We start from the raw sequence: 14,499 nt of genomic DNA, 5'->3' as shown, positions 1-14,499 counted from the left end.
GGGCACACCGTTTTTCAGCGAACCTTGTGAACGGCTTGCTACTGGACCATCCCACACAATTGATTCCCCGTTTCTGGGCCGGGCCGATCTGGCGCGATCCATGTCAGGCATCTACCCTTCGGACATGAAGCACTGGGCGATTAATCTCATAGTCGCCTTCAATATGGCTTCCGACCTTCCGGGGTGCTCCTCGGTGGTCGAAGATCTGGGACTGGCCACCACCCAGCCGTCCTCCCGTCCCGCGCTCCTGTCACCTGATGCCACGCCAGCCATGGTCCCGGAAAGACCCGATGACCCGCACGGCATCGAACAGCGGCTGGCCTCCGGCGAACACCCGATCGAGCAGGCGGTTCCGGGTTCCGAGCAGGTGCTGCTCAGCGTGGAGCGAAGCCGCGGTTTCACGTTTGCGCTCCCGGCCCGGACCAAGGACGTGAAGCTGTGGATCGCGGTGCGCTGCAGGCGTCCGGTTCCGCTGTCGCTGCGTACCTTCGATGCCTCGGGCCGCAACACCACGGTGTACTCGTTGGGCCAATGCCCGGCGACCGACCTGGTGGCCGGCCCCCTTGACACGACGGAAACCAGCGGCGTCCTGGCTTTCCCGGACGGTGTCCGGATGCACTTCACGCTGGTGGCAGGGGATTCCGCGATTCCGAACGACAGCCCCGGCACCCGCTGGCCACGAAAATTCCTGCGGTGAGGAACGGCCATGAAAAATTTCCCACTCGCATCCGGCCCGACCCGGCATTCCGGTCCCGTGCGGCATCCGTGGCTCACCTTGGCGGCCCGGCTTTTCCTGGTGTCCCTGGCCACCGCCTGCACCCCGCTCGTGGATGACCCAGCACCCCTCCCCGGCCCGGCCACCACGGCTTCCGGGCCGTCCTTCATCCCGGAAACACAGGTCTTTCCGATCACCCCTTCCCCGCATGAGCACGGAGTGGGCGACAAGCGCCCGACCCATGCCCAGCTCATCGCCAAGGGCAAGAGCCCTTTGCCCGGGGCCCGGCCCGGCAGCGAAAAGGTCCTGATGCACTACAGTGGCAAGGGCGACGCCTGGATCGAGTTGCCGGCCCAACGATCCGGTGCATTGCTGTGGATCTTGGTGGGGTGCCAGAGCGAGGCGCCGCTGACAATCCGCTCGCTGAACCTCCGCGGCATCGAGGTGGCCCGCTACGATCTGGAACCTTGCCGTGCCGCCGAGGGCGGCGGAGGGACCGAGGACGGCACCTCCACCGTGGTGGAGATCTGGACCGATCCGCAGGTGTCGTACGAGTTGACCATTATTTCCTCGGAGATGCGCGCCCAGAAGGACAGTCCCCATCGATGACAGGGCCCGTTACCTGGCCGACCCCAGGTGCCTGGCCAATTCGCGCTCGACGCAGCAATCTCCCGATCCGCCGGCGGCACAAGAGGTGGCATGCCGGCCGTGCCCCGCGGCTTGCGCATTGGATAGGTTCGGGCCATGAACCGCTTTTCGGGACCGCTATGCGTCGCAGCCGGCCTTGCGCTGGCGCTGACGGCCTGAGTGCCGCTTGACGAGGTCCCCGCACTCCCCTCTACCTCCGCGTCGGTGGCTGAATCGGGTGAAGCAGGCCACCATCTCGGGCCGATGCCCACCCTGGACGCTGAAGCCGTCGTGGTCCCGCGCGCCGACCTGCCGCTGCGGAAATACTCCGCTGCGGGTTTGGACAAACGCATCGCCGCGTTGCCCGGCTCCATGGCAGCCCACCGGACCCTGCAGGGATCGAGCCCCGCCCCCTATGCCGAACCGGGAGGCGAGGAAGTGCTCCTGGCGGAGCGCTTAACCGGAAGCAGCCGCCTGGCCCTGCCCGGAAAAAGCACGGCCAACGTGGTCCTCATTGTGGCGAGCTGCACGGAAAACATCGATATCGGGGTCACGCTCTTCGACGGGAAGGGCATGGTGATCGGTGGTGCCATGTCCACGGAATGCTTGCCCGGTGTCCCGGGCTACTTCAACATCGGCTTGCAGGAGTATCCCGTGCTGGGCCAGCTCCAGCTTCTCTGTGCCCCGGGGTCCGAGGTCCGGCTCAGCCTGGTCACCTACAAGGACCTCGAGGCCCGGCAGTGGTCGGGATGATCCGGGTGCAGCTGTACCGGTGCGGGATTCCAAGTCTCCGCACCATGCGGCTGTTTCCCTTGCGATACCCAAACGATATTGCGCCCCGCCTGTTTCGCAACTCCCGGCGGCTAGACTCCAACCATGAAACGACACCTGGCCACTGCTTTGGCGGCTTCCTTCCTGGTTGCGGCGCTGGCCGGGTGCGTCCCGCTGGACCACGTGGCCCCCGTTTCCCCGCCCGCAGCGGATCCGCCGGTGCCCGAGGCCCCGGTGTTCGAGCCGATGCCAAGCACCCCGGTCCCGGACCTGAAGCCCTACTCAAGCAAGGGAATCGAGGAACGGGTGTCGGGCCTGTCAAAAAACTCCCCGGCCCGCAAGATCCTTGCCGGCACCTTCACCCACGACTCCGCGGTTCCCGGTTCCGTGCGCCTGCTCTATGCCGAAAAATCGGTTGGCGGGCAGCAAGCCGTCATCCCCACGGGCGGACAGGAAACCGGCATCGGATACTACGTCCGGTGCGCCGAGGAAACGCGGTTCTCCTTGGACCTCTCGGACGGCAACACAGGACGGGACTTCAGCAGCTCCGGGAGTTCCTGCGAAGCCAGCGGCTCCTCCGGAGGGGGCAGCGGACTGCCCGACGGGGTGGAATCCATCTACCTCGACTTTGACCCCGCCGCCGAGGTGCCGACGGAAGTCGTCGTGTTCAGCTACACGGCAGTGCCGTACGACGGCTGATCCGCGCTATCCGGGCCGGTTGCCCCGGGTCAGGAGGTTTCCTACGCCAGCTTCTCCCGGATCTGGTCCAGCTCCGCGTCGCTGAGCCCGTGCTCGCGCAGGAAGTCCTCGACGCGCAGTGCCCCGACGAATTCCTCCAGTGCCGCCAGGCGTTCGCGCAGCGGCCCGATGAGGTCAGGTTCCTCGATGTAGGACTCGTGGGGGTGCTTGTAGCTGCTGATCCTGTGCCAGTCGTTGATCCCGCGCATCGCAGCCTCGTACTGCGGCTCGAGCAGGTCGTTCCGGCCCACCAGTTCCAGCAGCATCGAGACGATCAGCCCGGTGCGGTCCCGCCCCGCCGAGCAATGCAGCACGATCTTGCCCTCGGCCGCGGCGATCCGGTGGAACACCTCGGCAATCCGTTCGGGGAAGAACGCCAGGTTCTCCGGGTACATCCGCGGGTGGTTCATGTAGGGCACCGCGAGGGCCTCGAACTCCGGGTGCCCGGGCTCCTCAGTGGGGGAATTGACCATGGTGATGCCGGCCCTGGCGGCGTCATCCACCTGCGGGTCGGTGTGCCGGCGCCGGCGCTCGTCGGGGTTGCGCAGGTCGATCACGGTGCGCACCCCGTCGGCATGGGCCTGCGCCCAACCGGCGTCGGTGAGCCATTCGCTGCGGCCCATCCGGTAGATCTTCCCCAGCACGAGCCGCGCGTTGACCGCACCTTCCCAGTGCGGTGTCTGCATCGAATCCTTCACCGATATCCTCCCGTCCCCTACTCGCGCGCGCCGTCGAAGGTCTCGATGCGGATGTGGTGTTCCGGCCCGGTGGCTTGGACCGGGTTTGCCGGCTGTGCCGACGCGGGTGCCTCTGCGGCAGGTCCGCCGGCCGCGCCGGGCTTGCCGTGCGAGGCGCGGAACGCCTCCGAATCGCGCCAGCTCTCGAATTTGGCCTCTGTGGCGAACTCCATGGTCACCTTGTACGGGGCCGCCGGGTCGACGGGGCGGTCCAGCGTGGCCCGCGCGAGGCCCGCCACGTTGGGCAGGTTGTTGCGCATGTTCCCGATGAAGCGCTCCTCAAAGGCCTGCGCGCGTTCGGCCGGGACGGTGATGCGGTTCGTGACGACGTACATGGGGGTCCTTCCGGTGGTGGTGCCGGCATCCCCGGCCGCCTGCTTCCCACGCTACCCACTTTCCGTGGCGTCGTCCCCATTCGTTTCCGTCGCCCCGTGAACCAACAAAAAGCCGGTGCCGCGCCGATGGAAAGTTCCATCGACGCGGCACCGGCGCATGTGGCTTGGCCTGCTACTTGGAATCGTTCCAGTCGTAGAAGCCCTTGCCGGTCTTGCGGCCCAGGTGCCCTGCACGAACCAGGTCGCGCAGGATCTGCGGCGGGGCGAAGCGCTCGCCCAGGGTCTCGTGCAGGTACTCGGCGATCCCCAGGCGCACGTCCAGGCCCACGATGTCGGTGGTCTTCAGCGGGCCGGTCGGGTGCTTGTAGCCCAGCACCATGGCGTTGTCGATGTCCTCGGCGGACGCCACGCCCTCCTCGACCATGCGCATGGCCTCCAGCGCGATCGCCACGCCCAGGCGGGAGGAGGCGAAGCCGGGGGCGTCGTTGACCACGACCGCGGTCTTGCCCAGCCCGGCCACCCAGCCGCGGGAGCGCTCGATCAGTGCCTCGGAGCTTTGCTTGGCGATGACCACCTCGATGAGCGTGGAGGCCGGCACCGGGTTGAAGAAGTGCAGGCCCAGGAAGTTTTCCGGGCGCTGCAGTTCCGCGGCCAGCCCGCTCATCGACAGCGAGGAGGTGTTCGAGGCCAGGATCGCATCGGGCGCGAGGTTTTCCTCGACCCTCTGCAGCGAGGAGACCTTCAGGTCCCAGATTTCCGGGACCGCCTCGACCACGAGGCCGCGGTCGGCGAAGTCGGCGTAGTCGACCGAGACACGCAGGCGCGAAGCCATCTCGCCGAGGTTCGCATCGGTGGCGCCGCGCTCGATTGACTTCGCCGCGGCCGATTCGACCCGCTCGCGCGCCGCGACGGCCGAAGCCTCGTCGCGCTCGACGACCAGCACATCGCACCCGTTGATGAGGAACGCGTGGGCGATGCCTGCGCCCATGCGTCCGCCGCCGAGCACACCGACCTTGGCGGGGAGTGAATTGGGAAGGGTTGTCATTGCTTCTTCTTCCTGTCCAGGAATTCCTGCATGCGGTCAAACTTGGCCTGGGACTCGAAGAGCATCCCCTGGGCCAGGGTGTCGATGACGGGGTGCGCCTCGCGCGGGGCATGGAACACCGACTTGGTGATGCGCACGGCCAGCGCGTCCTGCTTGCCGATGCGGTCGGCCAGTGCGGAGGCAGCCTCCAGCAGGTCCTTGCCCTCGACGAGTTCGGTGATGAGCCCGACACGCAGGCACTCCTCGCCGGTGAGCACCTTCCCGGCCAGCAAGATCTCCTTGGCAACGGGTTCGCCCACAAGTTCCTTCAGCCGCCAGGTGGCTCCGGCGGCGGCCATGATGCCGAGCCCGGTTTCGGGGTTTCCCATGCGCAATTCGGGGGTGCCGATGCGGAAGTCGGCCGCGTACGCCAGTTCCGCCCCGCCGCCCAGCGCGAACCCGTCCAGGGCCGCGATGACCGGCATCGGCAGCTTGGCGAGCCTGTCGAAGATGCCCGAGTTGATCCCGGCCAGCGCATCATCGCGCCGGCGCATCCGCAGCTGGGCGATATCGGCGCCGGAAGCGAAGATGCCCTTGGTGCCGGTGTCCGGGTCCGCGGGGGTTCCGGAGAGCACCAGGATCTTCTGGGTGGCCTCCAGGTAGGCGCACACCGCGTGCAACTCGTCTACCATCAGCTGGTCGATGGCGTTTTTGACCTCCGGGCGGTCAAGCCGGACATAGAGCCGGTCGTCGAACTCGGTGAGCTTCAGGGTCGTGAAACCGGAAGGCTCCAAGCGCTCCGCCATGCCTAGACCCCCTCAATGAGCAGCGCGGCGCCCTGGCCGACGCCCACGCACATGGTGGCCAGGCCCAGCTTGGATCCGCCTTCCCGGGCCTCGCGCTCCAGGCGTCCCAGCAGGGTGATCACGATGCGGGAGCCGGAGGAGCCCAGCGGGTGGCCCAGCGCAATGGCGCCGCCGTCGCGGTTCACGATTTCCGGATCCAGCCCCAGTTCGCGCATGGAGGCCAGCGACTGCGAGGAGAAGGCCTCGTTCAGTTCCACCGCCGCCAGGTCCTCGATCTTGCGCCCGGAGCGTTCCATGATCTTGCGGGTGGCCGGGACCGGGCCGACACCCATGATCTCCGGGGCCAGGCCGGCGGAGGCGCCGTCGATGATGCGTGCGCGCGGGACAAGTCCGTACTTCTTGATGGCGGCCTCGGACGCAACGATGATGGCCGAGGCGCCGTCGTTGAGGGTGGAGGCGTTGCCGGCGGTGACCACGGTGCCGCCCTTGACGACCGGGCGCAGCTTGCCCAGCACCTCCATGGTGGTCCCGGGGCGCGGCCCCTCGTCGGTGTCCACAATCGTTTCGCCCTTGCGGGTCTTCACTGTCACCGGGACGATCTCGTCCTTGAAGCGGCCCGCCGCGATGGCGGCAAGCGCGCGTTCGTGGGAGCGCACGGCAAAGGCGTCGCAATCCTCGCGGGAGGTGCCATAGACGCGGGCGACTTCCTCGGCCGTTTCGGGCATCGAGAAGGTGGCCTTACCCTCGCGGGACAGCTCGCCGGAGAGGAATTCGGGGTTCGGGAAGCGCCAGCCGATGGAGGTGTCGTAGCTGGCGCCCGGCTTGGCGAAGGCCTTGTCGGGCTTCTCCATGACCCAGGGGGCGCGGGACATGGACTCGACGCCGCCGGCGACGACGATGTCCGCGGCACCGGCCTTGATCATGTGGCTGGCCATGGTGATGGCGCTCATGCCGGAAGCGCACAAGCGGTTCACGGTGATGCCCGGGACGGAATCCTCGAAACCGGCCAGCAGCCAGGCCATGCGGGCGACGTTGCGGTTTTCCTCGCCGGCGCCGTTGGCGTTGCCGAAGATGACCTCGTCGACGTCGGCCGGGTCGATGCCGGCGCGCTCGACGGCGGCCTTGATGGCGATGGCCGCCAGGTCGTCGGGGCGCACGCTGGACAGCGCCCCGCCGTAACGTCCCACCGGGGTGCGGGCTCCGCCCACCAAGAATGCCTCGGTCATACCAACTCCTTTGTCATTCGGTGCATGCCCCGGTCCGTCCCGTGGTTTGCCCAGCGGAAGGAACCGTTCGTGCACCGTGTTTTGGCCCCGCTTGCCGCTCCCTGAGCGGGAACGACCGAATAACCGACCATTCGTTCACTAATACAATCCCATCTTGCCACAAGCGGGGTCAACCTCCCGGCAAACAAACTTTTCGGGTTGACCACTCCAATTCACTGCCGTATCGTCTTCCACTTGACCGACTCCGGGCCCTGCCTGGATCGTGGACCGTCACCGTCCAGGCCTTGCACATGGATTTGGGCGGGCATCCGGTCGACGGAAAGCTGAATAGCAAACGGAGCAGCAATGCAGCCGGAAAACAGCCAACCCAACCAACTAAACAACACCACACCGGTGGCATCCCAGGCCACCAACCCGGTGGATTTCGGCGAAGACATCGGCCCGGACCTGTCCACCACCGCCGGCCGCAGCGAAATCCGCAAGGCAACTGCCGCCTCGGCCATGGGAAACCTCACCGAATGGTTCGATTACGGCGTCTACGCCGTGGCAGTGACCTACATCACCTTCCACTTTTTCCCCACCGAGGGCGGAACCCTCATGGCGTTGGGGACCTTCGCACTCTCTTTCCTGGTCAGGCCGCTCGGCGGCCTGGTCTGGGGACCGCTGGGCGACAAGCTGGGCCGCAAGCACATCCTGGCCCTCACCATCCTGATGATGTCCCTGGCAACCTTCTTCATCGGCATCCTGCCGACCTTTGAACAGGTCGGCATCCTGGCACCGGTTCTGCTGGTGCTCCTGCGCATGATCCAGGGCTTCTCCACCGGCGGGGAATACGGCGGCGCCGCAACATTCATGGCCGAATACTCCCCCGACAAGAAGCGCGGCTTCTTCGGGTCGTTCCTGGAGTTCGGCACCCTCGGCGGCTTCGCCCTGGGTACGGCCGTGATGCTGGGCTTCCAGGTCGCGCTGGGCGACGAGGCCATGATGGACTGGGGCTGGCGCGTACCGTTCATGATGGCCCTGCCCATGGGCCTGATCGGCCTCTACCTGCGAAACAAGCTGGAAGACACCCCGGTCTTCCAGGAACTCGAGGAGCGCGGCGAGGTCCAGGAATCAAGCTCCCTGCGCACGCTCATCCGCGGCTACTGGCGCCCGATGCTCATCATGAGCGGCCTGGTCATCGCCCTGAACGTCGTGAACTACACGTTGTTGAGCTACATGCCGACCTATCTCGAGGGCCAGCTGGGCCTGGATCCGAAGGCGTCCCTGATGGTGATCCTGGTCGGCGAGGTTGCAATGATGGCCGTCATCCCCTTTGCCGGATCACTCTCGGACAAGGTGGGTCGAAAACCCCTGTGGTTTGCGTCGCTGATCGGCCTCTTTGTGCTGGCCCTGCCGCTGTTCTGGCTGATGGGCAGGAGTTTTCCGCTCGCGATCCTCGGCTTCGCCATCCTGGGCCTGCTCTACATCCCGCAACTGGCCACCATCACGGCCACCTTCCCCGCCATGTTCCCGTCCCATGTCAGGTTTGCCGGCTTTGCCGTGACCTACAACGTGGCAACCGCGATCTTCGGCGGCACCGCGGCCATAGTCAACGAGGCAGTCATCAACGAGACCGACTTCCTGCTGTTCCCGGCCGTCTACATGATGGCGGCCTGCGCCATCGGCCTGGTCGCCACGCGGTACCTGCCCGAGACCGCCGGTGCCTCGCTGCGCGGAACCGAGCTTCCGGATGCCCACCAGACGGGCATCCTGGCCGACACGGACGCGGAGGCCCTCGCTCCCCGGTCCTAGCCTGGCCCGGCCCTTTCCCCCGGGGCAACGGCGCCGGAAACAACGGTGGGTGGGTGGTTCCCAAGATTTCCCTGGGAACCACCCACCCACCGTTTCGCCGCTTGCGCGCTCCGGCGCGGACGATTCCCTACGAATAGAGCTCGCTCTTGGGCTTGTTGTGGCGCACCTTGCGCCAACCGATCCACAGACCGACCGCGATCAGCGGGATGCAGCCGATGGTATAGCGGCCCAGGTGGAAGACCTCGCCGTCCTTGCCGACCATGGTGTCAAAGCCGATCAGCACCGTGATGATGGCAAGCGCCACCAATCCTGCCCAGCTGGTGTACGGGGAACCGGACATCGGGAGCTTGGAGACCTTGCCCTTCTTCCTGCGCAGCATGATCTGGCAGGCAAAGATCGAGGCCCAGGTGAACAGCACGCCGATCGAGGCGGTGTTCAAGGCGAGGTCGAACGCGTAGGATCCACCGAGCCAGATGTTCAGCATCACGCCAACGAAGTAGACAGCGGCAATCGCCCAAATGGCGGCGTAGGGAACATAGCGCTTGTTCATCTTGGTCAGCCACTGCGGCGCATGGCCGTTGTTGGCCATCGCGCGGAAGACGCGGCCGATCGAGTAGATGCCCGAGTTGCAGGAGCTCAGCGCGGCGGTGATGACGATGAAGTTCATGACGCTGCCGATCCAGCCCCAGCCCAGCTGGTCGAAGACCGTCACGAACGGGCTCTCGCCTGCCTTGTAGTGGTTCCACGGAAGGATCATCGCCAGCAGGGTGACCGAGCCGACGTAGAAGACCACGATGCGCACCACCACGGCGCGGATGGCCGCGGGGACTTCCTTTTCGGGATCCTCCATTTCGCCGGCGGTGATGCCCACCAGCTCGATGCCGTTGTAGGCAAAGATCACTGCGTTCAGGACCAGGATGGAGATCAGCACGCCACGCGGGAACATGCCGCCCTCGGAGGCGAAGAGGTTGCCCACCGCTGCGTGTCCGTCGCCGACCTGTGCATTGGTGACCACCAGGTAGATGCCGATCAGCAGGAAGAGCACGATCGCGGCAACCTTCAGGAAGGACGCCCAGAATTCGAACTCGGCAAAGGCCTTGGCGCTGAAGAGGTTCACGGCCACCAGCAGGCCAAGGGCGCACAGCGCCGCGGCTTCCACCGGGACGCCGGGGAAGAAGTAGGTGAAGTACAGGCCAATGGCGATCAGCTCTGCAATGCCGGTCATGACCCAGTTCAGCACGTACATCCAACCCGCGAGGAAGGCACCCTTGGCGCCGAACAGCTCACCGGCGTAGGAAACGAAGGAACCCGAGGACTGGCGGTACATGATCAGCTCGCCCAGGGCACGCATCAGGAAGTAGGCGATCAGGCCGGCCAGCGCGTAGGAGAAGATCAGGGCCGGGCCGGTCGAGGCCAGACGGCCACCGGCACCCATGAACAGGCCCACGCCAATGGCGCCGCCCATGGCGATCATCTGGACGTGGCGACGGGTCAGCGTCTTCTTGTAGCCTTCGGAAGACAGTTCCGCGACCTTGGTGGACACGGGGTGCTGGTGCTCTCGTACGTTGTGTGGTTCCAACGTGTAACTCCTTTGGTGACTCAATCAACCCGCATGGGCAACACGGGGAGTACACCCGGTGAGACCCGTTTCAGGGCGCCCAATCACACACTTAAGCGGGGGTGCAAATGGCAAACTTACCGTATTTTTCATCACAACATGAAGTCGAATGTGGAGTGGAGCACAACGGCGCAACGTGATGCACACCATCCCGATTAACACAAGCATGCAAGTGGGAGCACACTTTGATGAAGGCCGCGCTGTCAAGGAAAACACCAATATTAATTGTTGAACAGTATTGCCGCACCTCCGCGGCCGGTACCTTGCCGCGACGGCATTGCCGGGGTGCACCCGACACCCCAAAGCCACGCCCATCACCGCCCTTTCGCCCCGGGGCTGCCCAGCGGATAGCATTCATGGTTGTGAGCACCGTTGAATCCACCCCCCCGTTTCCAGCCAAGGTTTCCGACATCTTCGACCCCGTGCGCTGGCGCGTTGTCGAGGGCTTCGACCTTGAAGACATGACCTACCACCGGCAGGTCGAACGCGACGCCGAGGGCACCATCGTCCGCGACCTGCCGACCGTGCGCATCGCCTTCAACCGCCCGGAGGTCCGCAACGCGTTCCGCCCCGGCACGGTCGACGAGCTCTACCGCATCATGGACCACGCCCGCATGAGCTCTGATGTGGCAACGGTGCTGCTGACCGGCAACGGCCCCTCCCCCAAGGACGGCGGGCATTCGTTCTGCTCCGGCGGCGACCAGCGCATCCGCGGCCGCGACGGCTACCGCTACGCCGAGGGCGAGACGGCCGACTCGATCGACCCGGCACGCGCCGGGCGCCTGCACATCCTCGAGGTCCAGCGCCTGATGCGCACCATGCCCAAGGTGGTCATCGCCGTGGTCAACGGCTGGGCCGCCGGCGGCGGGCACTCGCTTCACGTCGTCTCGGACCTGACCATTGCCTCCCGGCAGCACGGCAAGTTCAAGCAGACCGACGCCACCGTCGGTTCCTTCGACGCCGGCTACGGCTCGGCATTGCTGGCCCGCCAGGTCGGCCAGAAAAACGCCCGATCGATCTTCTTCCTGGCCCGCGAGCACTCCGCGGAGGACATGGTGGCCATGGGAGCGGTCAACGAGGCCGTGGACCACGAACGCCTCGAGGAAGTCGCCCTGGAATACGCGGCCGACATCGCACGCCAGTCCCCGCAAGCGATCCGCATGCTCAAGTTCGCCTTCAACCTGGCCGACGACGGGCTGGCCGGCCAGCAGGTCTTCGCCGGCGAGGCCACCCGCATGGCCTATATGACCGACGAGGCCGTCGAGGGACGGGACGCCTTCCTGCAAAAGCGCGACCCCGACTGGTCCGGCCACCCGTACTACTTCTAAGGCCAAGGACTCCAACCACCCATGAATCCAGATTCCGCGCTCGCTGCCTTGTCCGCCTCGCTCAACGAGGACGGTCCCGCGGTGGAAATCCTGCCCGGCACCACGAACAACGAATACCTGGTGAACCCCGTGGACGAGGCCGAACTGGAAGGCCTGCAAGACATCGCGGCGGTGGTGCGCACCTCCGGTTCCACCGGAACACCGAAGCGCACCGCGCTGTCGGTCCAGGCCCTGGCCACCTCATCCATGGCCACGGCCGAATACCTGGGGTTCGAGGGCCAGTGGCTCCTGGCCCTGCCGCTGCACTACGTTGCCGGGCTCGCGGTGCTCACCCGCAGCCTCTACGCCGGAACCCGCCCCTGGGCCATGGACCTGGACACCAGCTTCGACGCCGCCGGATTCAACGAGGCGGCTTCCGCCCTGACCGACGCCAGGCGGCTTGTTTCCCTGGTACCCACGCAGCTGCAGCGCCTGCTCACCGAGCCGACGGATGAAACCGTGGCTACGCTGCGGCGCTTCGACGCGATCCTGCTCGGCGGGGCGCGCGCGCCGCGGGCCGTCCTGGACGCGGCGGCCAAGCACTCGCTGAAGCTCCACCTCACCTACGGGTCCAGCGAGACCGCCGGCGGCTGCGTCTACGACGCCCGCGCCCTGCCCGGGGTCGAGGTGAAGACCGTCGACGGACGGATCTGGCTGGGCGGGGCCACCATTGCCTCCGGCTACCTCGGGAACCCGGAATTGACGGCCAGGCACTTCAGCGTCGATGGTTCCGGCGTGCGCTGGTACACGACTGAAGACCTGGGCAGCTACACCGACGGCGTGCTGTCGGTGACCGGACGCGCGGACGACGTGATCATCACCGGCGGGGTGAAGGTCTCCGCCGCCGAGGTCCAGCACGTCCTGGAATCCGTGCCCGGCGTTTCGGCGGTGGCCGTGGTGCCGGTGCCCGATGCCCAGTGGGGCCAGCAGATCGGTGCCGCCTACGCGGGCAACGCCGCCCCGGAATCCTTGGCCTCCGCGGTGCGCCAAGCGCTCGGAGCCGCGGCAGTGCCCCGGCGGATGCTCAACCTGCCGGCGTTGCCGCTGCTGCCCAACGGCAAGGTCGACCGGATGCTGCTCGCCTCCGACCTGGCCGCTTCCTCGGACTGACCGCCACCCGGGCCCTGCCCGGACTCTGCTCGGACGACACGATCCCCGCCCGGCCGGCTGCCGGCACCCAAACCAACACCCCCTGGCGTAATGTGGGCATCATCACTGGTCAGCACGTATTTCCTGGCCAAGCCCCCCCCTGTCGGACCTGCACAAAGAGGTGTCAGTTCATGAGCAAAACCGCCACACCGCAAGGTGGAACAGCGATCTCACGGGCCATGCGGCCCATCAACAACCTTGTTGAACGATTCATCCCCTCGGCCTTGGTCTTCGCCATCGTCCTGACCTTCATCGTCGCCATCCTCGCGCTGCTGGTCACCGGGTCCAGCCCGCTGCTCATCGTGCAAAGCTGGGGCGACGGGCTGGCCGGGCTGCTGGCCTTCATCACCCAAATGGCCCTGGTGCTGATGCTCGGATTCATCCTGGCCAACACCCGCCCCGTGCGAAGGCTCCTGCGGTTCCTGGGGCGCATCCCCAAGACCCCGCTCCAGGGCTACGTGTTCGTGTTCCTCGTGGCCGCCGTGGCCTCCCTGATCACGTGGGGCCTGGGACTTGTGGTCGGCGGCCTGCTGGCCAGGGAAGTCGCCGCCCAGGGACGCGAACGCGGCATCCGCTTCCACTTCCCGATGCTCGTGGCCGCGGGATTCGCCGGGTTCGTGGTCTGGCACATGGGCTACTCCGGCTCCGGGCCGCTGACCGCCGCCACTCCCGACTCGTTCATCGCCAAGCAGCTCGGCGGGCCGCTCTCGATCTCGGAGACCACCTTCTCCTCCTGGAACATGATCGCCACGGTGGCCACCATCATCCTGGTCGCAGCTTCGCTGTACCTGGTGGCCCCGCGCGGGAACGACAAGATCGTGGAATTGGCCCAGGACGCCCGCGAGGAACTCGTGGCCGTTGACGACGAGGTCAGCACCCCCGCCGACCGCCTGGATGCGAGCCGGCTGCCCACGTTGCTGCTGGGCGTGATGTTGCTGGCCTATCTGGTCATCCACTTCTCCACCGGCGGCACACTGACCCTGGACATCGTGAACTGGTCATTCCTGGCCCTGATCCTCTTGCTGGTGCGCAGCCCCTTCGAGCTGATGGCGCTGACCAAGCACGCGGCGTCGAACGTCGGCGAGATCCTGCTGCAGTTCCCGCTCTACGCCGGGATCCTGGGCATCATGACCGGCAGCGGCCTGATCCAGGTGCTCTCGGACGTGTTCGTGTCGATCTCCACGCCGCAGACCTTCGGCGTGCTGGCATTCCTCTCGGCTGGGCTGGTGAACTTCTTCGTCCCCTCCGGCGGCGGGCAGTTCGCCGTGCAAGCGCCGATCATGCTCACGGCCGCCGCGGAACTGGGAGTGGACCCTTCCATCCCGATCATGGCCGTTGCCTACGGCGACCAGTGGACCAACATGATCCAGCCCTTCTGGGCCCTGCCGCTGCTGGCGATCGCAGGATTGAAGATGCGTGACATCCTGGGCTACACCACGATCGTGCTGATCGCCTCGGGCGTTGTCTTTGCCGCTACGCTGCTGATCGTTTCGCTCTAGGCACCCGCGGCGGCGGGTCCGGAATTTCTCCCTTGCCCGCGGGCAAGGGAGAATGAGGGCTGCATGTCTTGTCCAAGCAGCGAGAGGATTGAT

General features: G+C 66.3%; 14 protein-coding genes. 8 read left to right on the top strand and 6 right to left on the bottom strand.

What is annotated here, in order from left to right:
• The first annotated feature begins 124 nt into the window (after positions 1-124).
• The 4 genes from J2T21_RS17060 (at position 125) to J2T21_RS17045 (ending at position 2,812) form a co-directional block, all read left to right on the top strand.
• Positions 125-697 (top strand): hypothetical protein, encoded by a 573-nt coding sequence (locus J2T21_RS17060; protein WP_307582998.1) that lies wholly within the window; start codon positions 125-127, stop codon positions 695-697.
• Between the two features lie 9 nt (positions 698-706).
• Positions 707-1,324: a hypothetical protein gene (locus J2T21_RS17055; RefSeq protein WP_307582996.1), complete on the top strand. Its 618-nt coding sequence runs from the start codon at positions 707-709 to the stop codon at positions 1,322-1,324.
• A 282-nt stretch (positions 1,325-1,606) separates the two neighbouring features.
• On the top strand, positions 1,607-2,095 hold the full coding sequence (locus J2T21_RS17050; protein ID WP_307582994.1) for a hypothetical protein: 489 nt from the start codon (positions 1,607-1,609) through the stop codon (positions 2,093-2,095).
• Positions 2,096-2,218: 123 nt separating this feature from the next.
• Complete coding sequence (locus tag J2T21_RS17045) at positions 2,219-2,812, top strand: hypothetical protein (RefSeq protein WP_307582992.1); 594 nt, start codon at positions 2,219-2,221, stop codon at positions 2,810-2,812.
• 41 nt (positions 2,813-2,853) lie between these two features.
• On the opposite strand, the gene J2T21_RS17040 is transcribed toward J2T21_RS17045, so the two are convergent.
• The 5 genes from J2T21_RS17040 to J2T21_RS17020 form a co-directional block, all read right to left on the bottom strand.
• Complete coding sequence (locus tag J2T21_RS17040) at positions 2,854-3,537, bottom strand: tyrosine-protein phosphatase (RefSeq protein WP_307582991.1); 684 nt, start codon at positions 3,535-3,537, stop codon at positions 2,854-2,856.
• 29 nt (positions 3,538-3,566) lie between these two features.
• A complete protein-coding gene (locus J2T21_RS17035; RefSeq protein ID WP_307582989.1) occupies positions 3,567-3,923 on the bottom strand; it encodes an antibiotic biosynthesis monooxygenase family protein in 357 nt (118 codons plus the stop codon).
• Between the two features lie 172 nt (positions 3,924-4,095).
• A complete protein-coding gene (locus J2T21_RS17030) occupies positions 4,096-4,968 on the bottom strand; it encodes a 3-hydroxyacyl-CoA dehydrogenase family protein (RefSeq protein ID WP_307582987.1) in 873 nt (290 codons plus the stop codon).
• The gene (locus J2T21_RS17025) at positions 4,965-5,753 is read right to left on the bottom strand and encodes an enoyl-CoA hydratase/isomerase family protein (protein ID WP_307582986.1); all 789 of its coding nucleotides are present in this window, start codon (positions 5,751-5,753) and stop codon (positions 4,965-4,967) included. The genes J2T21_RS17030 and J2T21_RS17025 overlap by 4 nt, the downstream gene beginning before the upstream one ends.
• A 2-nt stretch (positions 5,754-5,755) precedes the next feature.
• Positions 5,756-6,979: a thiolase family protein gene (locus J2T21_RS17020; RefSeq protein ID WP_307582984.1), complete on the bottom strand. Its 1,224-nt coding sequence runs from the start codon at positions 6,977-6,979 to the stop codon at positions 5,756-5,758.
• A 345-nt stretch (positions 6,980-7,324) separates the two neighbouring features.
• Between J2T21_RS17020 and J2T21_RS17015 the strand changes: the two genes are divergently transcribed.
• On the top strand, positions 7,325-8,773 hold the full coding sequence (locus tag J2T21_RS17015; RefSeq protein WP_307582982.1) for an MFS transporter: 1,449 nt from the start codon (positions 7,325-7,327) through the stop codon (positions 8,771-8,773).
• 127 nt (positions 8,774-8,900) lie between these two features.
• On the opposite strand, the gene J2T21_RS17010 is transcribed toward J2T21_RS17015, so the two are convergent.
• Positions 8,901-10,352: an amino acid permease gene (locus J2T21_RS17010; RefSeq protein ID WP_307582980.1), complete on the bottom strand. Its 1,452-nt coding sequence runs from the start codon at positions 10,350-10,352 to the stop codon at positions 8,901-8,903.
• Positions 10,353-10,753: 401 nt separating this feature from the next.
• Here J2T21_RS17010 and J2T21_RS17005 point away from each other — a divergent pair, with 401 nt between their 5' ends.
• The 3 genes from J2T21_RS17005 to J2T21_RS16995 all read left to right on the top strand — a co-directional run bounded on the left by J2T21_RS17005 (position 10,754) and on the right by J2T21_RS16995 (position 14,406).
• Positions 10,754-11,719: a 1,4-dihydroxy-2-naphthoyl-CoA synthase gene (locus tag J2T21_RS17005; RefSeq protein ID WP_307582978.1), complete on the top strand. Its 966-nt coding sequence runs from the start codon at positions 10,754-10,756 to the stop codon at positions 11,717-11,719.
• Positions 11,720-11,740: 21 nt separating this feature from the next.
• Positions 11,741-12,868, top strand: coding sequence for an AMP-binding protein (locus tag J2T21_RS17000; RefSeq protein WP_307582977.1), 1,128 nt, complete (start codon positions 11,741-11,743; stop codon positions 12,866-12,868).
• 170 nt (positions 12,869-13,038) lie between these two features.
• Positions 13,039-14,406: a short-chain fatty acid transporter gene (locus J2T21_RS16995; protein WP_307582975.1), complete on the top strand. Its 1,368-nt coding sequence runs from the start codon at positions 13,039-13,041 to the stop codon at positions 14,404-14,406.
• The last annotated feature ends 93 nt before the right edge of the window (positions 14,407-14,499 follow it).

The sequence above is a fragment of the Paeniglutamicibacter psychrophenolicus genome, assembly GCF_030812255.1.
GTDB lineage: Bacteria > Actinomycetota > Actinomycetes > Actinomycetales > Micrococcaceae > Paeniglutamicibacter > Paeniglutamicibacter psychrophenolicus_A.
This window is presented reverse-complemented; position numbering and strand designations above follow the sequence as displayed.